This is a genomic window from Actinacidiphila sp. bgisy145, assembly GCF_057708125.1.
Genome location: NZ_JBYIRL010000036.1, coordinates 21459 through 43935 on the forward strand (window position 1 = coordinate 21459; position 22477 = coordinate 43935).

Annotated in this window: 17 protein-coding genes; 7 read left to right on the forward strand and 10 right to left on the reverse strand. The window is 72.8% G+C overall.

Annotated features, from left to right (window positions below):
* Positions 1-139 precede the first annotated feature (139 nt).
* The 6 genes from cas6e to AC3ERT_RS27890 form a co-directional block, all read right to left on the reverse strand.
* A complete protein-coding gene (gene cas6e, locus AC3ERT_RS27865) occupies positions 140-889 on the reverse strand; it encodes a type I-E CRISPR-associated protein Cas6/Cse3/CasE (protein ID WP_435177460.1) in 750 nt (249 codons plus the stop codon).
* Complete coding sequence (gene cas5e, locus AC3ERT_RS27870) at positions 886-1812, reverse strand: type I-E CRISPR-associated protein Cas5/CasD (protein WP_435177462.1); 927 nt, start codon at positions 1810-1812, stop codon at positions 886-888. The genes cas6e and cas5e overlap by 4 nt, the downstream gene beginning before the upstream one ends.
* Positions 1809-3176, reverse strand: a complete 1368-nt coding sequence (locus AC3ERT_RS27875) for a type I-E CRISPR-associated protein Cas7/Cse4/CasC (RefSeq protein ID WP_435177464.1) — start codon at positions 3174-3176, stop codon at positions 1809-1811. Before AC3ERT_RS27875 ends, cas5e begins: the two co-directional genes overlap by 4 nt.
* On the reverse strand, positions 3173-3769 hold the full coding sequence (gene casB / locus AC3ERT_RS27880; protein ID WP_435177466.1) for a type I-E CRISPR-associated protein Cse2/CasB: 597 nt from the start codon (positions 3767-3769) through the stop codon (positions 3173-3175). Before casB ends, AC3ERT_RS27875 begins: the two co-directional genes overlap by 4 nt.
* On the reverse strand, positions 3762-5375 hold the full coding sequence (locus tag AC3ERT_RS27885) for a type I-E CRISPR-associated protein Cse1/CasA (RefSeq protein WP_435177468.1): 1614 nt from the start codon (positions 5373-5375) through the stop codon (positions 3762-3764). Before AC3ERT_RS27885 ends, casB begins: the two co-directional genes overlap by 8 nt.
* Before the next feature lie 794 nt (positions 5376-6169).
* Positions 6170-6352, reverse strand: a complete 183-nt coding sequence (locus AC3ERT_RS27890) for a hypothetical protein (protein ID WP_435177470.1) — start codon at positions 6350-6352, stop codon at positions 6170-6172.
* Positions 6353-6523: 171 nt separating this feature from the next.
* On the opposite strand from AC3ERT_RS27890, the gene AC3ERT_RS27895 reads away from it, so the two are divergent.
* Complete coding sequence (locus AC3ERT_RS27895) at positions 6524-10264, forward strand: hypothetical protein (RefSeq protein ID WP_435177472.1); 3741 nt, start codon at positions 6524-6526, stop codon at positions 10262-10264.
* A gap of 87 nt (positions 10265-10351) precedes the next feature.
* On the opposite strand, the gene AC3ERT_RS27900 is transcribed toward AC3ERT_RS27895, so the two are convergent.
* Positions 10352-12280, reverse strand: coding sequence for an N-acetylmuramoyl-L-alanine amidase (locus AC3ERT_RS27900; protein ID WP_435177474.1), 1929 nt, complete (start codon positions 12278-12280; stop codon positions 10352-10354).
* A gap of 245 nt (positions 12281-12525) precedes the next feature.
* Here AC3ERT_RS27900 and AC3ERT_RS27905 point away from each other — a divergent pair, with 245 nt between their 5' ends.
* From AC3ERT_RS27905 to AC3ERT_RS27915, 3 genes are read left to right on the forward strand one after another with little or no spacing between them, the layout of a single operon-like run.
* Positions 12526-12993, forward strand: coding sequence for a MarR family winged helix-turn-helix transcriptional regulator (locus AC3ERT_RS27905; protein ID WP_335981044.1), 468 nt, complete (start codon positions 12526-12528; stop codon positions 12991-12993).
* The gene (locus AC3ERT_RS27910) at positions 12990-15407 is read left to right on the forward strand and encodes an FUSC family protein (RefSeq protein WP_435177476.1); all 2418 of its coding nucleotides are present in this window, start codon (positions 12990-12992) and stop codon (positions 15405-15407) included. The genes AC3ERT_RS27905 and AC3ERT_RS27910 overlap by 4 nt, the downstream gene beginning before the upstream one ends.
* Before the next feature lie 56 nt (positions 15408-15463).
* Positions 15464-15937 carry an NUDIX hydrolase gene (locus tag AC3ERT_RS27915; protein ID WP_435131493.1) on the forward strand — a complete coding sequence of 158 codons (474 nt, stop codon included), beginning with the start codon at positions 15464-15466 and terminating at the stop codon, positions 15935-15937.
* Between the two features lie 33 nt (positions 15938-15970).
* Here the strand turns inward: AC3ERT_RS27915 and AC3ERT_RS27920 are convergent, their stop codons facing one another.
* Positions 15971-17392: an FG-GAP repeat domain-containing protein gene (locus AC3ERT_RS27920; RefSeq protein WP_435177478.1), complete on the reverse strand. Its 1422-nt coding sequence runs from the start codon at positions 17390-17392 to the stop codon at positions 15971-15973.
* Positions 17393-17634: 242 nt separating this feature from the next.
* Here AC3ERT_RS27920 and AC3ERT_RS27925 point away from each other — a divergent pair, with 242 nt between their 5' ends.
* The gene (locus tag AC3ERT_RS27925) at positions 17635-17769 is read left to right on the forward strand and encodes a hypothetical protein (protein ID WP_335981048.1); all 135 of its coding nucleotides are present in this window, start codon (positions 17635-17637) and stop codon (positions 17767-17769) included.
* 41 nt (positions 17770-17810) lie between these two features.
* Here AC3ERT_RS27925 and AC3ERT_RS27930 read toward each other — a convergent pair whose 3' ends face one another.
* Positions 17811-18425, reverse strand: coding sequence for a TetR/AcrR family transcriptional regulator (locus AC3ERT_RS27930; RefSeq protein WP_335981049.1), 615 nt, complete (start codon positions 18423-18425; stop codon positions 17811-17813).
* Positions 18426-18537: 112 nt separating this feature from the next.
* Between AC3ERT_RS27930 and AC3ERT_RS27935 the strand changes: the two genes are divergently transcribed.
* Positions 18538-19458 carry an NADP-dependent oxidoreductase gene (locus AC3ERT_RS27935; protein WP_435131550.1) on the forward strand — a complete coding sequence of 307 codons (921 nt, stop codon included), beginning with the start codon at positions 18538-18540 and terminating at the stop codon, positions 19456-19458.
* A gap of 132 nt (positions 19459-19590) precedes the next feature.
* Complete coding sequence (locus AC3ERT_RS27940) at positions 19591-21264, forward strand: esterase-like activity of phytase family protein (RefSeq protein WP_435131497.1); 1674 nt, start codon at positions 19591-19593, stop codon at positions 21262-21264.
* 122 nt (positions 21265-21386) lie between these two features.
* Here AC3ERT_RS27940 and AC3ERT_RS27945 read toward each other — a convergent pair whose 3' ends face one another.
* On the reverse strand, positions 21387-22457 hold the full coding sequence (locus AC3ERT_RS27945; RefSeq protein WP_335981051.1) for a glycoside hydrolase family 43 protein: 1071 nt from the start codon (positions 22455-22457) through the stop codon (positions 21387-21389).
* Positions 22458-22477: the final 20 nt, after the last annotated feature.

Here is a 22477-nt window from a genome sequence, read left to right on the forward strand (position 1 = left end):
TGCGCTGTGCGAGCGTGCTGGGTGGACGAGACGGTATTGGACTGGACCAATGCCGTCAAGGAAAGTCCCCGCAAAACCTGTCCCCGGCCCTCACCCCGCCCCCACACAACCCCCAAAACCGCCCCGGCCCGCGGGGCGGTCAGCGCACGAGGATCAGCCCGCAGCCGTACGCGCGGGCGTGGCCGATGCCTTGGGTGAGGGCGGCGACGAACGTCGGCGGGTCGGTGACGGCGAAGGTCCCCTTGATCTCCGCGCGGGCGATGCGGAGCCCCTTGTGGGCCACCGTGCTGGAGACCTTCGGGAGGATGCGCAGGGCGAGCCGTTCGGTGTCCGCGTCCGCACCGATCCGTACGACGCCGTCGGGCGCGACGGCCGGTTGGCCGGCGGGTTGCAGGCGGCGCTCAAACCATGCCTTCACGTGCTCCGGCCGATTGTGCGCGACGCGTTTGCCGCGGGTCCGCTCCGATGTGTCGCCTCCGGACCGGAGGCTGCGGACGGGGTTGACGACGGTGCGGAACGACACCTCCTCGCCCGCGCGGAAGGTCCGGTCGACGGTGACGGCCCTCGGCTCCTCCACGAGCGCGGCCCGCGGGACGCGCGACCAGTCGCCGGGAAGGCCCGCCTGCACCACCAGGAGGAGTTGGGCCTTGCGCAGGTCGAGGGTCCAGGTCGACAGGACGCCCATCTGGGAACGGGCGTCGGCGCTGCCGTCGTCGGCCCATCCCCGGAAACCGCTCATGACGGTCCGGTGCATGTCCTGGGCGTCGACCAGGCACTTGGCCGTGAAGGGGTGACGCGCGTCGAGGGTGAGCATGGTCTGACTGGCGACGAACCTGGCCGTACGCCTGGTCGTGCCGGGCACCTCGGGCGCCCCGGGTGTCGTGTTCACCAGATGATGTCCCATTCGCTGGCGTGCGGGGCGAGGGTGAGACGGCGCCGGGTCTCCCACCGCAGGTCGTGGGTGGGGCCGTCGGCCGAGAACCGCACAGGCTGGTCCTGGATCGGCGCGACGCCCGGCAGCGGCCGGGCACTCTCGATCCACGCCCAGGGGCGGTCGGCCGCAGCAGTCGGAGCGGCGCCGGGGGCGGGGAGGAGCGCACACGCCTGGAACACGTCGATGAGCGTGCCAGGCCTGACGTCCAACGCCAACTGGCCCGAGGGCGGGCAGGACTTACGGCCGAGCCAGAGCAGGCGCTTCGGGTGCTCCAGGGCGTGGGCCACCCCTTCGAGGAATCCGGCGTCCGGGTGCTGGAGGCCGACGAGGAAGGCCGCGTCGGAGAGGTACCAGCGATCGGTGATCATGGAGTTGCGGCGGACTTCACCGGACACGAGGGACCCTGAGTGCGGGTCGGCGGCGATCTTCTTGGGCGCCCCGTACCAGCTGTCCAGCCGCCGGCTCCCGAAGGGCTCGACCGGCCGCCGCCGTGGTTCGGCGCCGCCGGCCTCCCCCGCTTGCTCGGCTTCCTGGGCCGCTTGCCCGGCTTCCTCGGCCGCGTCCGAGGCCGCCTCGAGCGCCTGGGCCCGGCGGTGGTCGGTGATCAGGTCGCGGGGCCGGAGCGGGAACTTCCCGCCGCCGACGGTGTGGTAGTCGCGCAGCGGTGTGCCCGGGTGGTCCGCCCGCACCCCGAAGCGGACGGCGGCGAGTTCACCGAGCGGCTCGTCGCGTTCGAGCCCGAGGGCCGCGGCGCACAGCCCGACCACCCCGGACTTGGTCGGCCGCGGATGCGAGTCACGCAGAGCGAACCTGCTGGCCACACCCCAGGATTGCAAGGGCGCGGCCAGCCGGATGAGCAGGACGTTCTCCTCGGTCATGGGGTGAGATCCTCGGGCCTGACCACGACGGTCCCCCGCGCGGCCGCCTCTGACGCCGTCAACAGGTCGTCGATCTGCGGGTCGTACGTGAGGAACCGGGTGGTCCGCAGGTCCGTACGCCGCCTGCTCACGAAGTCGTGGTGGCGCAGCAGCCGCAGGACCGCCGCGGGACCGGCGGGCCCCTCGCCCCCCGCGCTCTCGGGTGACTCGTCGACCGGTCGCTGGAAGGCGGCCGCGTAGTTGTACGGGCGGTCGCCCTCGAAGGCGAGGACCAGCACGGGGAGCGAGCCGGTGGAGGCCGTGGAGTTCTTCTTGGCCTCGGGGAACGCCTCCACGAAGGCGTTCACGAACTCCTTCTCGGCGTCGGCCGCGGCCTCTTCGGCCTCCGGCGCGGTCATGCCGGCCGCCCGCAGGTTGGTGCGCAGTCGGGCCCGGTCCAGGACGGCGTGCCGGTAGAACGTCCCGGAGATCAGGGACTGGTACCCCGTCATGCCGGCGCCCGCGTCGTCGGCCGCGTCGAGGAAGCTCAGGGCGTTCTGTTTGCGGTCGAGCTTGGCATCGTCCGCCGCCGCGTAGAAGTCGTCGATCTGCTCCGACTCGTGGACGGTGAACGCGTGGCTGCTCTGCACGGCTCCGTCCACGTTCGGCGAGTCGGCGATCTCGGCGAGGAACCGTCCGTAGAGCGCGATGTCCACGGCGTCGCGGGGAGCCAGCGCGAGCAGCACGGCATCGCGGGTGGCCTTGGGCACAGGCGGCAGCTTGCCCGCCGCGGTCTCCGGCGGCTCCTCCTGTTCCGAGGGCTCCGGGTCCGTCTGCTGCTTGGCGCCGGGGGCGGCCTGCTGCTTGGCGCCGCGCCGGGCGGGTTTGGCCGCACGCGCCTGCGCCGCGACGTAGCTGTCACGCCAGGGCCGGAGTTCGTCGGCGTGCTCGGCGATGTGCGCGGCGATTTTCGCGTCGGCGTCCGCGGGCGCGAAGACCAGCACCTTCGTGAGGTTCGCGACCGTCCTCTTCTTCGGATCGCCGAACTTCAGGCCGCTCGCCTCGATGATCGCCCGCGCGGTCACGACGGCCTCCTCACGTTCCCACCCGTGCTCGTTCTCCAGCACGCGGCCGGTCAGCAGGGCCCACTCCCGGGTGCGCACGCCCATGCTCCGGCCCGCGAGCGCGCCGACGCCGGCGTTGGCGCGGTTGCGCGCGTGGACGCGCTCGGCACGCCGGCGCGCCTGGCTGGTGATCATGTGGCGCTCGGCCCCGCCGTAGACGAGGGACTTGGGCTGACCGTTTTCATCCCTTACGGGGAGGACTGCGACGAGTGTCTCCAGCAGGTGCAGCGAGAGGAACTGGGCGGGGGAGGTGTCGGTCACGCGGGCGTGTCCTTCCGTGTCGTTCGGCCGCCTGGTGCCGTCCGGCTCCGCGGTACCGGAGTGTGGAACTCGACGGCCCAGTAGTAGGCGATGCGCGCCTTGCGGTCGTGCCAGAGGATCAGGTCCTCCGCGAGTTGGCTCCAGGACGGCGGCGGCACATCGCATGACCGCATGCGGATGACCGCGTGTTGGAGGTGGCGCCACGGGATGCGGCGGCTGGCGACCACCCGGTCCAGCAACCGCTGCGCACCGGGGTTGTCCGGGCCACGGCCGGCGCCGTCCCCGATCCGTCGGGCTGCGGTACCGAGGCTGCCGTGCCCGAACGACGGTACGGAGCGGCCCTGGTGGTAGACGGCGAAGAGGAACGCGACGCGTTCGAAGATCTCGCGGTGGGCGTCGCCGCCGTACCAGCCGGCGCGGATATGGGCGCGGGTCGGGGTCCTGGCCCGGCGCAGGTCGGCGAGGATGCCGTACTCGCGGTTGCGGACCAGGGTGGTCAGCCAGTTGGTGAGGGCCGCGCTGTCGTGCGGGAACGCGGTCGGGGCCGCGTCGTGGGGCGGGGCGGGTGGAGCGAGCGGGCGGTCCTCAGTCATGGGCGATCTCCCCTCGGATCTCGGCGGGGGCCTTGCCGCTGGCCATGTCCACCTCGAAGCGCTGTTCGGCCCGGGCACGGGCGCGGTGGCCGACGTTGTTGGGCGGCAGCGAGTCGAGCCGACGGGCGAGATGTGTACGGGCCGAGGTGACGAGGGCGTCCGCGTAGTTGATCAGCGGCTCGGACACGGGATCGTCGTCGTCCTCGAACCCGGCGTCGATCACCTCGTCCAGCAGGTGGTGGAACGACGGCTCGGCATCCGGCCAGAACTTCCAGCGCCCGTCGAACCGTGCCAACTGGCGTGCCTCGTCGGCGGCGTGTGCGGCCGGGTAGACGGTCTCGCAGGCCACGACCGCGGCGCGCTTGAGGCTCGACGCGATGTACTCGGCGATCCTCGATCCGCGGTAGGAGGCGTGGTGCAGGTGCCGGGCCATGGCCGGGGCGTACGGGTAGGCCCCTTGCGTCCACGCGACCGGGAGCGTCTTGTTGGCAAGCATGCCCACGGCCCAGATCTGGTACGGGGCGCCGCGGTCCGCCGGGTCACGGGACAGCCTCGGCAAGGAGCGGAGCCGGGCGAACAGCCCTGTCCTCGACTTCTGCACGGCGCCGTACAGCGCGTGGGCGTCCCGCCACTGCGCCCGGGTGGGCGAGGGCCACATGGGCTTCGACTGGCCGTTCAGTGTCTCCGCGAAGACCGCGTCCTGGAGGTGCCGCTGCGGGTCCAACTCCAGTACTTCCCCTGCCCCGATGACGACGCGGTCGACGACGATCCCGCCGTCGCTGCCCCGGCTCGGGTGCAGCAGCACGGAACGGCCGAGCGTGCTGTGCAGATCGGCGAAGCCGGTGGGCATCCGGGGGGTGGCCTTCTGCCGGAAGCCGCGGCGTTCCACCGCGCCGTTCGTCCAGGACAGGTTGAGCGCCCCGACCTCGCCCTCCGGCGGGTGAAGGTTCAGCCGAAGGGTCTCCCCCAGGCTCTGCCCGAGCGCGACCACCCGAATCCTCGCCTGGAGCCGGCCGGCGGCCAAGTTGGTGAGGGTCGGGCCGAGTTCACTGCCCGAGATGCGGGCGCGGCCGTAGGGACCGTACACATGCTGGGTGAGCATCGCGCGGAAGGCGTCGGCGACAGGAAGGGGGTCGCTGTGTTCCAGGTGGTGGTGGTCGAAGTGCTGGCTGTAGTCGCCCACGTGCTCGATGACCAACTGGGCAGGTCCCGTGCCGCTCCTCACCAGGTCCGGTGCGAGCTTGATGTTCTGCCCGAGCGGTTCCGTGGGGCTGAACAGGTCCCACTCCCGGTCCGGTAGCCGGGCCAGCCACTCCGACGCGGGGTGCAGACTGTGCTTCCGCTCGATCCAGTCACGCCACTCCTCCGGCGAGGACGGACACGTGGTCGAGGCGAAACACACCGCGAGCAAGTACTCGATGACGGCCACGGTTTCGCCCGGCGTCGTGCCCTTGATCGTGCAGAGCTCGTCGGCGTCGGCGAGCAGGCCGCACAGCGAGTACGACGCGGAGGTCCCGTCCAGGGCAACAGCAGGTATGCAGGGCTGATGCCTCGGGTCCCAGCTGAGACGCTGCTCGACCGGGCCGTCAACACGCGCTTCGGGCACGCCTGCGTATCGCTTCCTGCTCAGGCCGACAGCCGTCGGCAGTTACATTGCGGCACGACTCGAACGCTAACAGTCGCGCCCAACCCAGGTGCAGGTTTCCCGAATCCGCCCGTCGCCCCCAACTCGGGGGCGACGGGCGACATTCCCGCGCACGCGGGACCGAACCCAAGTAGCGCCACGAAGGCTGTCAACGGGCCATTCCCGCCCACGCGGGAGAGATTTCGCCTTCTTCCGAAGCCGACGAGAGCCACGGAACGAGCCGTGACCAGGCACGAACGGCCGCCTACACTAATAGGGCACCGATGGCTTTCGGTGCCCTTGGTGGGCTCCGCTGTACCACGGAGTCCCTGTGCGAGCTCCGCCCCGTAGAGGCGGGACGGAACCCGACAGGTCAGCCGGGGGGCCGTTCTTGGCGGTACATGCGCCAAGAACGGCCGCCACAGCTACAACAGTGCCCCCACCACCCAAGTCACCAGGGCAGAGAAGACGGTGGCAATCGTGATGAGCAGCAACTCGTCACGATGACACCTCAGCCAGGCACATAATGCATGGAGCACGACGCATTCCTTCCGTGTCGACGACCCCCAGCCCGGCAGGAGACCGGGAAGGGAGACACCGACGCAGACGGCCCGCGCTCTCCACGGCACCAAGTCAATCACAACTCGTGGACCCACACGGCCACTTGATTCGGATGGGCTCCAAGTAGGGCCACAGGGAGGCGGTCAAGTTATCTCGCCTTCCAACTTGACAGCCTCACGTGGCGCTACTGCGGATACGCGCAACAACGCCGGACTTCAGTGCAAACGGCGGTGCCGGAGGAGGATGGTGAGGGTGGCGCGGGCGTCGCGGCGGCGGCTGGGGGTGCGGGCCAGTACGGAGGCGAGGACGACCGTGGCGAGGACGACGGCGCCGAGCAGGCTGATGATGATCGCGGCTGCCACGGTGGCGGTGTCGTGGAGCAGCAGGGCGGGCAGCATGGGTGCGGAACTCCCTTTCATCGGAGGCCGGGTGACCCGCGGCCGATGAGGGGAGCATCCAGCAGGCGGGCTGCGCGGGTCGATGTCAGTGCTGTCTGTACATCGTCATAAGCACAGTTCAGAGGGACCGCAGCGCGCAGAAGTTCAGTTCGTGCGTGCACCGCGCAGGGGGTGGCCGCCATACCTGGTGCCGTACGTAATCCGCGCGAGCGGTTGGCCGCGATGTTGGAGGAACTGCGCGAAGCCTCAGGGCTGAGCTTGGGCGACGTCTCCAGGACCCTCGGCGGAGAGGTGAGCGACCGGGCGTTGAAGGGCTGGTGGAAGGGGACGGCGGCTCCGGCGGACGATGAGGTGTTCCGGGAGGTGCTCGGCTGCCTGCACAACGCCTGGTTCCAGCAGTTGTTGAGGGAGTCCACCGGTGAGGGTGAGAACGGTGCCTCCGACTACAAGGAGCCCAGCGAGGACGAGTGGATGTCTGCCTTATTGGCAGCGCGGTGTTACAGCGCCGCGAGCCGGGGCCGGAGCGACGGCTCGCGTTGCCAGGACCCCAGCCACCGTTTCATCCGAAGGCACCTATCTCACCTGCGAGTTCGAGGGGACCTCGGACGACACGACGAACGGGCCGCGATGGACGCCTTTGTGCAGGCGAGCGGACCGGAGGCGCCGTCCTATCTCTGCTGGCATGCCGAACTCCCGGTCGGCAAGACCGTTTTGCTGGCCGACTACGCGAGCAGACCGCCCGAGCGCCCGGTGGACCTGCTGAGCTTCGTCGTCTCCGAAGCCGAGGAAACCAACAACTTGGCAGCGTTCACAGCGGAGATGACCCGACAGCTCCGGGCCTTCTTCAATCACTACCAGGGCCGTGTCCTCGCTCAAGAGCCCCGGACCGTACGTGAGTGGGTCCGCCTCTTCAAGGAGGCCGCCGCCCTGAGCGCCAAGCAGGGCCGGAGGCTTCTACTGGTGGTGGACGGGCTCGACGAGGACGCGGCATGGGCCGGCGACGACCGTGCGCGCAGCACCGGAAGCATCGCCGCGATGCTTCCTCCAGCTCCCCCCGCCAACCTGCGGATCATCGTCTCTGTCCGGCGCACCACCTCGCTTCCCGACGACATCCCCGCGGACCACCCGCTCCGGCTGCGCACCTGTCTACGCCAACTCGGCCCAGGACAGCGGGCGGCACAGGTCGAGGAGGCATGCCAGGTGGCGGCTGTCCGCCTGCGCGAGAGCGAACCGGGTGCGACGATCGCAGCGCTATTGGCCGTTGCGGGCGGGGGCCTGCGCGTCTCGGACCTGGCGCAGCTGGCCGGGACACCCGTCGACCAGATCGAGCGGCTGCTCCGCGGCCCGGCCGGACGCTGCATCGTCCATGACGACCTCGCTGCGGACACGTACGTGCTGAGCCACCCGGCCATCGTGTGCTCGGTACGGTCCGAGCTCGGCGCGGCAGGCGTCACGCGCTACGCCGACCGGCTACGGGCGTGGAACGCGTCCTGGCGCGACGCCGGCTGGCCGGAGGAGACTCCCCGTTACGCGCTGGAGGGCTGCCTCCGCCTGCTGGACGACACCGACCAGCGCACGGAGTACATCCTCGACACTCACCGCCAGGCACGGTTCGCCGCGGTGGCGGGTCCGGAGGTCGCGGTGGCGCAACTGGACGCCTTAGAAGCGGAAACGCGGAAGTCCGCGACGGGTGTTCCGGGCCCCGAACGCCTCGGCGCAGCGGCTCGCCTCGCCGCGTCACGCGCTTTCCTGTCGGCCAAGTCCCGCCACGTACCGCACGAGGCGGCGGCCCTCCTCGTACGGCTCGACGACGTGGACCGCGCCCGGGCCTTCGCCTGCGCCGGAACAGACCCGCTGACCACGGCCACCGCTCTGGCGCGCATCGCTGCGAAGGCCCGCCGCGCGAAGGTCACCGGCGCCGCCCAGATCGCCAAGGAGGCGGTCTGGTGGATGGCCCGTGCTGAGCGGATCTTCCCCCTGCCGGTCGAGGTCGCGGCCCACCACGCGGAAATCGCCGCGGCGGCCCGTGACCTTTACGCGTACAACGAGCAGGAGGCAGCGCGCGAGCTGCTGGAAGCCGTGATCGCCACCGGTGCGGCCGACGTGGAGACGCTGATGACGGCGGTGGGCATGCTGCCCGTTGCCGGCGACAGCGGGTGGGTGGCCGCTTTGGAGGCGCGCGCGGACGACCTCAGCATGGGCGGTGCCCGGGCGAAGGCCGCGGCCGTCGACATCTGGGCCACCATCGCCGGCCGGTTTCCGTCCCGCCGTCGTCGCTTCCGGGAGAGCGCCACCCGGCTCTGTTCCGACCTGGACGCATCGGACGGGCTGGCCGCGGCGAACATCCGCGCCCTCGCCGCCTCCGGGCTGTCCCGGGTGAACTACCCGGCGCCGGCGCGAGTTCTGCTGAACCAGGCGATGGCGACGGTGTCCGCCGCGCTTGCCGACCCCGACGAGTTGTCTCTCGATGACCGGGCCCACTTGCGCCGCGAGCTCTCCACCACGCTGAACCACATCGCCGAGGCGGTACGCGACGCCGGTTCGGCCCGACGTGACCCCAAAAGTGTCGGCGACTTGATCGACACCCACCGTGAGACGTTCCGTGCGGGCGTGCTCGGCGACGACCTCGCGGAACGCGCTGCGGCTACGTTGGGCCTGCCGCCCCCGCCCGGTGCCCCGCGCGTGCCCGAAGCCGACCCGGCGGCGGCCGACGGGTCGGCTTCCCCGCACCTCGCCCTGTTCCGGCGGGCCGAGCGGCTGCTCGGCGAGGGCAACGTGGTGCTCGCCCGGGAGCAGGTGTGGGAGGCGGTGCGGCGGTCGCCGGTGCGCGCGGTGCCGTCGGCGCCCGGGGGCGGTTGGCTGCCGGCGCTGGTCCAAGCGCTGGGCGCGACCGGGGAGTTCGGCTGGGCGGAGCGGCTGCTACCGTCCGCGGACGAGCCCGAGAGCAGGTCCCGCCGGCTGGCCGCGCTGTCCCTGGGCTGCGCGCAGGGCTGCCACGACGGCCCGGCGGGCCGGTACGCGCGGGAGGCCGCCCGGCACGCGGCCGAGGTGCCGGACCCAGTGCTCCTCGGCGAGGTCGCCCAGGCCCTGGCGCACGCCGGACTGGTGGGCGAGGCGGTGGAGTTGGCGGCACGCACGGATTCCGACGCGAGGGCGGCGAGGAGGAACCGCCCCCAGCGGCTCCAGTCGCTCACGGCGGTCGCGGCCGGCCTTGCCCAGCGCGCCCCGGAAGCAGCGGGCCACGTCGAAGAAGCGGTCGCCCTCTTCAGGCGGCGGATCGGCAACGGAAGCCCGTACGTCCCCCTGCCGCAACTGGCCTCGCTCCTGCTCGCGTTCCCCGACGTGCGGCTGCCGAAGGCGTACCTGCGCGACGCGCTCACGGAGGCGGTCGGTGCTCTGCACACCAAGGAGATCGGCCTCTGGCGGCCGTCCACGGCAGCCGTCGCCGGCCTGCTGGAGCAACTCGGCTGCCCTCCGTACCAGGAGGGCACGGCCGGAGTCGCGGACGCCGTGTACGCCCTGCGGGGCACGCAGCCCCCGAACCAGGTCCCCTACGCGGAGTTGGCGGTTTTGAAGGCGGTGGCGGGCGACACCGCCGCGGCCCTGGCCGTGGCGGCAGCGGCGGTCACGCGGAAGGGGCAGGTGGTCGCCCGTTGCGCCGTGGCGGGGTACCTCGCGGGCGCCCCCGCCGCCCTCGCCGTCGACCACGCGGCCGGCGACGGCACGGTCCGGCTCTGCCTCGCGCTCGCCCATGCCGCGGGCGACGGCACCGCTCCCGACAGCTCCACGGCACGGGTCGTCGTCGAAGGGCTCCTGGCGGATGGCGCATGGGAGTCGGTTGTTCCGCTGCTGCCGCGGCTCGCGCCGGCGGCGCTGGTACCCCTCGCCAAGTCGGTCCTGGCCCACCGGTGACCGGCGCGCAAACGGGGCAGGCCCGGGCGTGGCAGGGCCCCCGGGCGCTGGGTGCGCGCGGGGGCCCTGGAGGTGGTGCGGGGTGGGTCAGCTCTGGGTGACCGTCGAGGAGTCGACCAGGGCGAGCCGGTGGTTGTACTGGATGGTGTAGACGGTCCCGGCGCCCTGGATGTAGGTCTCCGTGGGGCGGGTGGTGCCGTTGGCCGGGTAGAAGTCGTCCCGGTTGGCCGGCGCGGCCGTGGCGACGTACGCCTGCCCGGCCGGGAAGGCGTACTTCGTGAAGGCGGGCGCGGAGTCCGCCGACAGGCCCGCGGGGTACTCGGACGCGTCCGGGTACGCCTCGCCGTAGAGCGGGGCGGCGGTGTCGCCGGACGTGGTGAGGATCTTCACGTGGCGGGCGCGGACGGTGTTGGCGCCGTCGGGGTTGTCGAACCACACCTTCTGGCCGCCGTACCAGATCGCGGTCCAGTCACCCTGCTGATCGGCGACGACGAACTGCTGGCCGGCCGAGACCGTGGTGCTCCAGTCGTTGATCTCGTCGGTGCCGGCCGCGCCGTCGGCGTGCACGTAGGGGTCGCTCACCAGGGGCGCGGTCGCGCTGGGCGCGGTGCGCACGTACAGGGAGTTGGCGGGCGCGGTCTGGTCGGTGCACGCGGTGGTCGCGCCGGTCGGGTCGTCGGCCGGGCAGACCTTGGCCGTCTGCTGGTTGGACGCGAAGTCCGGGGCGATGGTCACCGCGGTGCCGACCGGGCCCACGCCGTGCGTGCCCTCGTCGGTCGGCGCGCCGAGCAGGTCCATGAACTGGTTCCAGTCCCAGTACGGTCCCGGGTCCCAGTGCATGCCGGAGACGAGGGAGTCGATCGGGCCGGGCACGTTGTCGTGGCCGATGATGTGCTCGCGGTCGAGCTTGATGTGGTATTTCGCCGCGAGGTACGTGACCAGTTCGGCGGTGTTCTCGTACTGGACCTGGGTGTACCAGGTGGCGCCGTGGGCGGCGTAGCCCTCGTGCTCGATGCCGATCGAGTGCATGTTGAGCCAGTAGTTGCCCGCGTGGAAGGCGATGTCCTTGTCCGCCACGGACTGGGTGACCGCGCCGTCGGAGGCGCGCATCACATAGTTGGCCGCGCTGCCGCTCGCTGGGTTCTGGAAGCCGTCGATCGCGGTCTGGTAGGACGTCTCGGTGTCGTGGATGACGATGTAGTCGATCTTCATCCCGTCGGCCGGGCGGTTGGCGATCTGGTAGTTGGCCGTGGCCGCGGGCGCCGACTGGCAGTCCAGCTGCGCCGGGCAGTCGCTGTCCGAGGTCGACGTGTGCTTCAGGTGCAGGGCCGACAGGCCGCCGGTGTCGCCGCGCAGCGACGGCTGGGACGCCAGCTCGACCTGCTGGCCCTGGGTGGTGGTGCGGTGGGCGCCCGACTTCATGGTGGTGAAGACCCGGTCCGCGAAGGCGGAGGCGGCCGCCTGGTCGGTGGAGCCGCTGTAACGGGCCACCGCGGCATACCACTTCGCCGGGTCGGCCGGGGTGTCGCCCTGGAGCTTCTTCTCGTACGAGGCGAGCAGCGCGGCCGCGGCGCGGATGTTGGTGCGCCGGTCGGTCCGTACGTCCGCCGCGGGCGCGTCGATCAGCTTGGCGGCCGCGGTCAGCGTGTGCAGCGACGGGTCGGCCGCCATCGCCGACAGGTCCGAGCGGCCGGCCGCGCCGGAGCCGCCGTCGGCGAGCATCGACGCGGTGACGTCGGTCAGGCTCATCGGCCCGTAGCCGCCGCTGGTGTTGTGCCCCTGGTGGACGTCCCACTGGGACTCCTGGTAGGCGACCGCCATCAGCACCGACTCCGGCACCTTGGACTCGTGAGCGGCGTAGGCGAAGTCCTGCTGCTCACCCGAGGCGCCCGCCCCCTTGCCGCCGCTGTTCTGGCTGGCCAGCGCCACCGGCGTGGACACGCCCGCCGCGACGACCAGCGTCGCGCCCACGACGTACGCCGTGAGCTTCTTCCTCGATCTCCGCCTCTGTCCCACCGTCTGTCACCCTCCGCCGCTTGCGATGTGCCAACGGTCATCACGCTTGTGACCGAACGTCAGTCCCCCACTTGATCATAGGGGCCGGGACTCCGGGCACCCGGAGTGGGTACGGGGGCCGGTGGGACGAGTGGTGCGCCGTACGTGTGGCGGACGGCACGTCCGGCCCTCTTGCGCAGCGCGTGGCGGACGCCGCGGGTTCGGGGACGGGCAGCGGTTGTATTCGTAGGATATATAATTTCCATATGAACCCATCCGACGCTTCCGTCACCCCCGGCGACGAGCAGATGCTCCAGGCCCTGCACGGGCTGCTGGCGAGCGTCGGGCGGCTGTCCCGCACCCTCTTCGAGATCGGCGACTTCGGTCTGGCCCGCAGCTCGGTGGGGGTGCTCGCCGCACTGGAGGACGAGCCGCTGCGCGTCACCGACCTGCCGCCGCTGGTGGGGCTGACCCAGCCGCGGGTGACCACGGTGCTGAGCGAGCTGCACGAGCGCGGGCTCGTCGAGAAGCAGCGCAGCACCGACGACCGGCGGGTGGTCCGGGTCCAGCTGACCACGGCCGGGCAGGACCTGCTGCGGCACAGCCGGGAGAAGACCGCGGTGGTGCTGCTCGACGCGCTCCGCTCGCACGTGGACGACCCCGGGCAGGCCGTGGCCGCCGCCCGGCAGGCCGTCGTCACCGTTCTCGACGCACTGGAATCGGAGGTCAGTTGAGCACCGCCCCCCTACCGCGGTCCGTTCACGAACCCCAACAGCCCGAGCAGCCCGAGCAGAAGGTCCCGCCGGCGGCGCAGGACCCGATACCCGCCCCGGGCGCCGCACCGCCACCGGACGGACCCGAACCGCGCCCGCGCCGCCACCGCGCGCTGATGCCGCGCCGCGTCGGCGGCCCGCGCCGCTGGTGGGACTGGGTGCTCGCCGCCGACCCCGGCCTGGCCGACCTGCAAAGCGCCTGGCGCACCCTGATCTCCCTGGTCGCCGGGCTCGCGGTGGGCTACGGAATGGCCCACGCGCTGAACCTGCCGGCGATGCTGGGCATGATGATCGGCGCCATGATCGGCCAGCTCAGCGCCAACCTCGTCGCCGAGAACACCCTCACCAAGCTCGCCGCCGGCATCCTGCCGATGCCCCTGCCGATGCTCGCGGGCCTGACCGCCAGCACCTGGACCCAGCCGCACCGGACCCTCGCGGTGTGGATCGTCTCGGCCGCCCTCGTCGTGGTCTTCGCCTGCCTGAAGTTCGGCCCGGTCGCGCTGCGCTACGGCCTGCTGCTCTTCGTCAGCCTGCTGATGGGCGCTCTCATGCCGCTCACCCGCGCCCAGTGCGGCCGGCTGCTGGTGGTCGCCCTGGTCGTCGCGGTGGCCTGCCTGGCCGGCCGGATCGTGCTGTGCTACCCGACGCCGTACGAGGACCTGCTGCGCACCCAGCGCGCGTTCGTCGTGGAGGCGCGGCGGGTGGCCGGCTCGGCCGCCGAGGTCGTCGCGGCCGTCGGCGCCTCCTCCGACCAGGCGGCGGCGCTGCGGCGGATGGACCGCGCGCTGCGGCGGCTGAACACCCGCACCCTGACGATCGACGCCCAGCTCGCGCAGCCCGAGGTCGCGGCCGACCCGCACACCGCCGAACTCCTCCACCAGCACCTGTTCGACTGCGAGTTGGCACTCCAGGGCATCGGCGGCGCCGCCCGCCGGATCGCGGGCACCACGATGGCGCCGGCGCTGCGCGAGGCCGTCGGCGCGGGCCTGGCCACCGCCCGGGACATCCCGCTGAACCGCACCGGCGCCCTGCGCCCGGCCGCCGACCGCATCCGCACCGAGGCCGACGCGGCCTTCCCGTCCGCCGACGGCTCCCCGTCGTACGAGCAGCTGCTCGCCCGGCGGATCGCCACGCTGCTGGACGAGCTGGCCGACTCGCTGACCGCCTGGCTCAGCCTGGGCCGCGCCTCCTCGCACGACCGCACCAAGGCGTCCTTCCGGCCGACGGTGATCCTCGAGGCCGGCGCCCTGCCCGGCAGCGGGCCCAGCGCCCGCCGCGTGCTGGCCGGCTACAACGGGCCCGGCTGGCGGCGCGCGGTCCCGTACGTCCGCGCGCCCCTCCAGGCCGCGGCCGCGGTGGCGATCACCGTGCCGCTGGCCGACGCCGTCAACCCGGCGCGCTTCTACTGGGGCCTGGTCGGCATCATGATCACCCTGCTCGGCAACAACACCCTCTCCGAGCGGCTGCGCAAGCTGGTGCACCGCATCGCGGGCACCGTGGTGGGCGCCGTCATCGGTGTCGCCCTGGTCCACCTGATCGGCCCGGGCCACATCTACTGGACCCTCACCGTCATCGTGGTCGCCATCACGCTCGGCACCTGGGGCATGAAGCGCCAGTACGGCTACTGGGCGGTCGGCCTGGTCACCGCGCTGGTGCAGATGTACGCGCTGAGCACGCCCACCGGGCAGCTGGACCACCTGCTGACCGAGCGCGTCGAGGACAACGGCCTGGGCATCCTGGTCGCCACCCTGTGCGCGTCCGCGATCTTCCCCGCCCCGACCCGCCGGGTGGCGCGCGAGTCCGCCCGCGTCTACCTGACGGCCGTGACGGACCTGGTCCACCAGGTCGGCGAGCGCTGGGCGGACCCGGAGACCCCGATCCGGCTGCGCGGCGCCGCGCTGGGCGTCAGCAACGCCATGCACCAGCTGCAAGCCGTGCACCGCCCGGTGCTGCGGCTGCCGGTCGGGCGGCGCGGCCGGGCCGCGGACAACCTGCTGGGCCTGGCCTCGACCGCCACCGGCCACGCCAAGGCGCTGGCCACCGCCGCGGACATCGACATCGACCTCTCGCCGCCGCTGCGGACGCGGGTGCGCGCCGTGGTGGACACCATGGCCAGTTCGCTGGCGGCGCTCGACCGGACCGTGGCCGGCAACGGCGACGGCGCGGTGTGGGTGCGCGTCGACCCGCTGCTGCGCGAGCTGCGCTCCGAACTGCACCTGGCCACCGGGCCGCGCGCGGACGCCCTGCTGCGCTCGCTGCGCGAACTGGCGGCGCTGGACGAGACGATGGCCGGCCTCGCGGCGACGTACGGCATGGAGGTCGCGGAGGCGCCGCGGGCCGACTGGGACACGGCCCGCCCGCAGGCCGCCGGATGAGCCGGCCGCGCGTGTCCGTACCCGCCCCGGCCGGGCGGCCCGGCCAGACTTGACCCATGGCCGAGATCCGGCGCAGCGCGGGCCTGCTGCTCTTCCGCCGTACCGGCACCGGGACCGAGGTGCTGCTCGGCCACATGGGCGGGCCGTTCTGGGCCCGCCGGAACGCGGGCGCGTGGACGGTGCCGAAGGGCGAGTACGGCGAAGGCGAGGCGCCGTGGGACGCGGCGCGGCGGGAGTTCCGCGAGGAGTTGGGGCTGCCCGCGCCGCCGGGCCCGCCGCTGCCGCTGGGCGAGGTGGTGCAGTCCGGCGGGAAGCACGTGACGGTGTGGGCGGTGGAGGGCGACCTCGATCCGGCACTGGTGGTGCCGGGCACGTTCACCATGGAGTGGCCGCGCGGCTCGGGCCGCACCGCGCGGTTCCCGGAGCTGGACCGGGTGGCGTGGTTCGGCCTGGCGGCGGCGCGCGAGGTGGTCGTCACCGCGCAGGCGCGGTTCCTGGACCGGCTCGCGGACCGGCTGGCGGAGGCGTGACCGCCGGGCTCGCGGCGGAGTACCGGCGGCGCGTCACTTGCCGAAGGCCGAGCCGAAGCCGTTGCCGCCGGGCGGGATCGCGGTGCCGAGGGCGTCGGCCCTGACCGTGACCGGGTGGGCCAGGTCGAGTCCGGCGGCGGTGCCGCGCAGCACTGTGACGCCCGGGTACTGCACGCCCGCGCCGCCGATGGCCAGGTCCGCCCGCCCGTCGCCGTCGGTGTCGAGCATCGCGGTGGCCGAGATGTCGTGGCCGGTGACGCGTTGGGCCGCGGCCGTGGTCAGGCCGTCCGGTCCGCCGCGCAGCACCAGCAGTTCGGCGGCCGTGCCGCCCTGTTCCTCGGCGAGGAACGCGAGGTCGGCGCGCCCGTCGCCGTCGACGTCCCCGGCCGCGGGGAAGGCGCCGAAGGCCGTGGCAGCGGGGGTTCCGGGCAGCCCCGGGGTGGCGGCGGTCAGGGTGAGGGGCGGGTGGGAGCTGCCGTGCCGGCCGCCGTACCAGACGGTGAGCCGGGTGCCGCCCTCCGGCGGGCCGGGCTCCTCCTGTTCGGGGCCGAGTTCGTCGGGCAGGCCGACGGCGATGTCGGCGCAGCCGTCGCCGTCGAAGTCGCCGACCGTGTAGGGCGCGTCGTAGCTGCTGCCGTACACGTCCCGGCCCTGGGCGTCCTTGAGGCGCGGGCCCGGCCGGAAGCCGGTGGGCGTGCCGTACCAGACGACGGTGGCGCGCGGGGTGTCGGCGATGTCGGTGTACTGGACGTCCCAGGAGGTGATCAGGTCGTCGCGGCCGTCGCCGTTGACGTCGCCGACGGCCACCACGTCCTCGTCCAGGAAGTCGGAGTCCGGGTCGCCTGTGTCGACCGGCAGCTGGACGGTCGCGGTACGGGCGGGCGCGCCGCTGCGGCTGAACGGCCCGTAGGAGATCGTCTCGCTGTCCGGGCGGCTGCCCACGGAGGCGATGTCGGGGTGGCCGTCGCCGTCGAAGTCGCCGGTGAACGGGCGCACGCCGTGCAGCCGCCCGGGGTGCGCGTTCTTCCCGGCGTCCTTCGCGCCGCCGCTGTGCACGGTGCCGCCCCACACCACGAACAGGGTGCTGTAGCCGGCCTGGACGACGAGGTCGGCGCGCCCGTCGCCGTCGAGGTCGGCCGAGGCGACGTGGGCCCCGAAGTAGGCGCCCTGGCCCGCGGGTCCGGCGCCGATGCCGTTCTGCGTCAGTACCCCCGCCCGCTTGGTGTCGGGCCCCTGGGGACCGCCGGGCAGCACCACGGCGTACCCGCCGTCGCGCAGCCCGTCGACGGTGGCTGCCGCGTTGGTCACGACGAGGGCGGCCCGGCCGTCGCCGTCCAGGTCGTACGGCCCGGCGTGGTGTGCCGCGCGGCCGCCCCCGCCGCCCGAGCAGCCCGTCGAGGCGGCGAGCGCCGTGCAGACCGTGGCCGCGGCAACGGCGGCGAATCGCTTGCGCATGTGGGTTTCGACCGCGCAGGGCGCCGGAAGGTTGTCCGGAACGCGCCGTTCCGGACCGCGGGGCCGGGAGCCGCGGGGCCGGGAGCCGCGGGCCCGCGGCCTACGGACGGGGGCGGTGGGACCCGGGCGTCTGCCGCGGGCCGCGATCTGCGGGCGGGCCGGGACCGTGGGAGCGTGGAGAGGCGGGCCCGTACGGCCCGGGGTCTGCCCCCGGGCAGGCGAAGGCCCGAAGGAGGTGCCTCATGCGCGCTCTGGAGACGATCGGCGTCTCGCTGCTGATCATGGCGATCTGCGTCGCCCTGCTGCTGTTCATGATGGGCGGCCCCTACTACCGCGACGACCCGCGCAACCGCCGCTGGCGCCTGCACCGCCGCTGAAGCCCCTGCACCGCCGCTGAAGCCCCCGTACCGCCGGCGGCTCAGGCGCGCGGGGTGAGGCCGTGGTCGAGCGCGTCGAAGAGCCGGGCGAGGTGCGCGCGGTGGTCGGGGATCACCTCGGCGGGCGGCTCGCCGGCGGTCAGACGGCGGGCGGCGCGGGTGAGGACGGCGCCGTAGCCGGCGACGAAGAAGGCCGCGAGCAGGGCCGCGTCGCCCGCGAAGGCGGGGTCCCGGTCGAGTTCGTCCTCGAGGTCCCGCTGGAGGCCGGCGGCGATCTCACGGGCGCGGGCGATCAGCGCGGGCGAGCCCGCGACCGTGCGGAAGAACGGGATGGAGCGGTCGTCCAGGCCGGAGAGCGGGTGGCGGGCGGCGGCCAGCCGCCCGACCGTGTCGCGCAGGGAGGTGCGCACGTCCACCCCCGGGGCGCGGTCGCGGACCGCCGCCCGCAGCAGCCGCGCGGCCTCCTCCCCGCGGTCGAGGAAGAGGTCCTCCTTGCGCGGGAAGTGGTTGAAGACGGTCACGCTGGAGACGCCGGCCGCGCGGGCCACCTCGGCGACCGTCACATTGTCGTATCCGCGCTCGAGGAAGAGCCCGGCCGCGGCCTCCGCGATCCTCGCGCGGGTCTGCGGCCCGCCGCGCGCTCCGGTCCTGGGCATGGCCTGGCTCCCGTCTTCCTTGTGCGACTCAATGTAGTCACCTAATGTAGTGGGTGGCCCGCCCACCGGGTCAAGCGGCGCCGTGCGGACGGTGCCGGGATCGGAGCACATGATGAAGGCGGCCCGTTTCAGCCGGTTCGGCGGCCCGGAGGTCCTGGAGCTGGTGGACCTGCCGGAGCCGCACCCGGGGCCCGGCGAGGTCCGGATCGCGGTACGCGCCGCGGGTGTCAACGCGAGCGACTGGAAGAAGCGCGCGGGCGGGATGGACCAGGAGCTGCCGCAGACCCTGGGCTACGAAGCGGCGGGCGTCGTCGACGCGTTGGGCGAGGGTGTGCGCGACACGGCCGTCGGCGACCGGGTGTTCGGCTTCTGCACCGCCGGCGCCGCGCAGGCGCAGTCCGCGGTGCTGTCCGCCTACGCGCCGATCCCGCCGTCGCTGGACTTCGCCGGCGCCGCCGCGCTGCCGGCGGCCGTCGAGACGGCGGTGCGCGCGCTCGACCGGCTCGGCGTCGGCAGCGGCGACACGCTGCTGGTCAACGGCGCCTCCGGCAACGTCGGCAGCGCCGCGGTGCAGTACGCGGCGGCGCGCGGCGCGCGCGTGATCGGCACCGCGAGCCCGGCCGGCCACGACCGCCTGCGCGCGCTGGGCGCGGAACCCGTCGCGTACGGCGCCGGTCTGGTCGAACGGGTCCGCGCGCTGGCGCCCGGCGGCGTCGACCTGGCGCTCGACGTGGCCGGCAGCGGGGTGCTGGCCGAACTCGTCGCCCTCACCGGCGGCCCCGAACACGTGGTCACGGTCGCCGACTTCGCGGGCGCCCGGCAGCACGGCGTGGTGTTCAGCAGCGGCGACGGCGGACGCGCGCTCCACGCGCTCGACGGCATCGGGGAGTTGGTCGAGGCCGGCCGCTTCACGCCGCCGGCGGTGCGGACCTTCCCGCTGGAGCGGATCGCCGACGCGCACCGCGCCGGGGAGAACGGCGTCCGCGGCAAGATCGTCCTGCTGGTCGGCGGACCGGCCGCCGCGAACCCTTAACGGCGGTGCGCGGGCGCGGCGTTCGCGGGCGCGTACGCCCGGCCAGGGCGGCCCGCGGTGGCCGGATCTTTTCGGTCGCAGGGTTCACCAGGTGTCCACGGGCAGTTCACCGCGGGCCGACAGGTTCGGCACATGACTTCGCGACCCTTCTCCCGCAGGCGCGCCCGGGTTGCCGTGGCGCTCGCCGCCACCGCCGCCGTGGTGGGTGCGGGCACCCTCACCGCTCAGGCGCACGGCTGGCTCTCGGCGCCGTCGCACGACTTCGACGCGACCGCGGACACGTTTTCCGGCCATGGCGCGGTGACCGGCAACGTGCTGCGGAACGACTCCGGTGCGACCGCGGTCGTCCGCCACACCGACCCGTCGCACGGCACCGCGACGGTGAACGCGGACGGCTCCTTCACGTACACCCCGAAGGCCGGCTTCACCGGAACGGACACCTTCACGTACACCGCGAGCGACGCGGTGCAGCTGTTCAAGGACACGCAGGCGAACGGCAAGGCGCTCGCGCCGCTGGCGACGGTCGCGGGCCCCGACGGCACCACCACGAAGATCTCCGGTGAGGGCTACGGCTCCTCGCTGGCGCCGGTGCCCGGCAGGTCCGGCTACTTCTACGGCCTGACCGACCGCGGCCCGAACGCGGACGCCCCCGACGGCAACAAGTCGGAGGTGCTGCCCGACTTCACGCCGCAGATCGGCGAGTTCAAGCTCGTGGACGGCAAGGCGGAGCTGGTCAGGAAGGTCACCCTGAAGGGTCCGAAGGCCCTGGGCGGCGTCGCCTACAGCGGCCGCCCGCCGCACGACACCAATGAGGTCATCGACGACGTCGACGCGACGAACGCGGCCGGCGGCACCCCGCAGCCCGTCGCGAACGACCCGTACGGCTACGACTCCGAGGGCCTGGTCGCGATGGCCGACGGCACCTTCTGGGTCTCCGACGAGTACGGCCCCTACCTCACGCACTTCGACGCGAACGGCTACGAACTGGGCCGGCTCACGCCGTACAAGGACAGCCCGGACAACGCGTACCACAAGATCCTCGGCTACCTGCCGGCCGAGTTCGCCGACCGCCTGAAGAACAAGGGCATGGAGGGGCTGACGATCACCCCCGACGGCTCCACCCTGGTCGGCGTGATGCAGGCCGCGCTCCAGCAGCCGGACCTCGGCAGCACCAAGGCGAGCAAGGTCGCGGCGACCCGCATCCTCACGGTCGACCTGCACACGTACCAGACGAAGCAGTATCTCTACCTGCTGGACGACCCGGACGACACCGGCGACGCCAGCAGCGAGATCACCGCGCTGTCCAGCACGAAGTTCCTGGTCGACGAGCGGGACGGCGACTTCGAGCCGTTCGCGCAGAAGAAGCTGTACGAGGTCGACCTCAACGGCGCGACCGACGTCAGCGGCCTGACCATCGACGGCAAGTCGCCCGAGGCGTTCGTCGGCAAGGACGGCACGAACGACGCGCTCACCGCGCTGACCGGCGCGGGCGTGCGGGTCGCGCAGAAGCAGCTCTACCTGAACGTCGGCACCCTGGTCAGCCAACTCGACCCGACCGGCGCCTTCTTCGCGCACGACAAGGTCGAGGGCGTGGCCACCACGGACGGGGGCCGGACGCTCTACCTGTCCAACGACGACGACTTCGGCATCGACACCATCTCCGTCGACGCCGATGGCAAGTGGACCGTGCACCAGAAGACGATCCCGTCCACCGGCGCGACCGACAACGGCGAGATCCTCAAGGTCGACACGGCAAAGCTGCCGGCGGTGCTCAAGACCGTCACGGTGACCGTGCACGTGCGGTGACCGTGCAGGTGCGGTGATCGCGGACGCGCGCGGCCTGGAGACGCAACCCGTCGCCGGGCGGCCCGAGTCGGGGCCGCACCGGCGGCGGGGTCGTACGGCGGCCGGGTCGTACGGCGGTGCGGCTACTCGAAGAACTTCAGGCTGAAGCCGGTGTCGCTGGTCGCCCCGGGGACGTTGGCCCGGGTGTAGGTGGTGTTGCCCCACCAGCAGAAGGAACCGCTGAACCAGTAGCGGTTGGACCAGGAGTAGGCGGTGCCCTTGGGGACCGCGGTGAACATCAGCGGGAACTTCGGGCCGGCCGGCGGGCTGGTGCCGATGTCGCCGTTGAGCAGCACGAAGCTGTGGCTGCCGGGCCCGTCCACGTAGAGCGTCGGGTCCCAGCCGGACATCATGGTGGCCGCGTGGGAGCCGAAGAGGCAGCCGTTGGACTTGTACCAGTCCCAGACGTACGTCGGGTCGCCGCCGGCCCGCAGCCGCAGGTCGGCCATGCAGTACTGGTCGCTCCAGCTGCCGTTGGCGGAGTAGACGATGTGCAGCTGGCCGTTGGGGTCCTTGATGGCCGCGGGCGCCTCGTTGATGTACGGGTTGCCGACCACCCGCTCCCAGCTCTCGCGCGGCTGGGAGATGATGTAGCGCGCGCCGGTGGGCGTGGTCGGGCTGCTCATCTTCACGATGTAGAGGTTCTGCTCGACGTTGGTGTCGCCCGCCCAGCCGGACCAGACGAACCAGCGCTGCCCGTTGAAGGTGAACATGTTGCCGTCGATGGCCCACTTGTCGTCGGGCAGGGCGAGTTCGGTCTCGGTGCCGTAGCCGCTGTCGGCGGTGGCGGAGCTGATCACGTACATCCGGTGGGCCGCCCCGGTGCCGGACGTGAAGTAGATGTAGTAGCGGCCGCTGTCCACCACGATCTCCGGCGCCCAGACCTCGCCGCGGCCCGCGGTGTCGGACCAGACCTTGTGGGAGGTCGCCGCGCCGAGGGCGTCCGGGGAGGACGCCTCGCGCACCGCGATGCCGCCGCCGGAGGACTCCGCGGAGATGTAGGTGCTGCCGACCCGGATGACGCTCGGGTCGGCGTTGTGGATGGTGGTCTGGGCGGCGTGCGCGGGTGCGGGGGACAACAGCGACAGCACCGTGGCCAGCGCACCGCACAGGGCGAACGCCAGCCCGCTGTGGAGACTTCGCAGCAGTTTCATCGTCCCGTTCCAGGGTCGGG